The 591-nt window shown below is 65.1% G+C and carries 1 protein-coding gene; it reads left to right on the top strand.

Annotation, left to right across the window (positions count from 1 at the left end; genetic code table 11):
- Positions 1–591: hypothetical protein (locus tag QCE64_RS38085; RefSeq protein ID WP_310009519.1), on the top strand; the 591-nt coding region annotated here is incomplete at both ends.

Raw genomic sequence — 591 nt, 5'->3', positions numbered from 1 at the left:
TCTGTCGCCGGAACAGGTCGCGGCGCTCACGAGCAACGTCGTCATCATGCAGACGGTCATCGTCGACGGTCAGTCCGTGCTCGTGCCCGTCGTGTACCTTGCGAAGGCAAGCCAGCAGAACATGAACGGGCCGCTCATCGCTGCGGCCGATGTCGACCTGAAGGACGCACAGACCTTCAGCAACAGCGGCACGATACAGGCGGGCAACACGCTTTCGATTCAGGGCACGCAGATCGACAACGCTTTCGGCGCGCTGCGCAGCGGCGGCCTGATGTCCCTCACCACACAAGGCGACGTCGATCTGACATCCGCCACCCTCAACGCGGGCAGCCTGGCACTGAATGCCGGCGGCAATCTTCTCCTCAATACCGCTGTCAACACAATCCACCAGGTCAGCGCGACGGGCGCGACGCGCACCGTGAGCACGCTCGGGCCGCTCGCGACCGTGAACGTCGCAGGCGATGCGGCGATCGTGACCGGCGGCGACGTTCGGCAGAACGCCGGCACGCTGGACGTCGGCGGCAACCTCGCCATGCTTGTCGGCGGAAACTATGAGCTCGGCTCGGTGCAGACCGGCGAGAACAAGGTCGT

The sequence above is a fragment of the Caballeronia sp. LZ043 genome (genome assembly GCF_031451075.1).
In the GTDB taxonomy this organism is placed as follows: domain Bacteria; phylum Pseudomonadota; class Gammaproteobacteria; order Burkholderiales; family Burkholderiaceae; genus Caballeronia.
The sequence above is the reverse complement of the archived record's forward strand: the minus strand, read 5'-3'. Positions and strand labels throughout refer to the sequence as shown.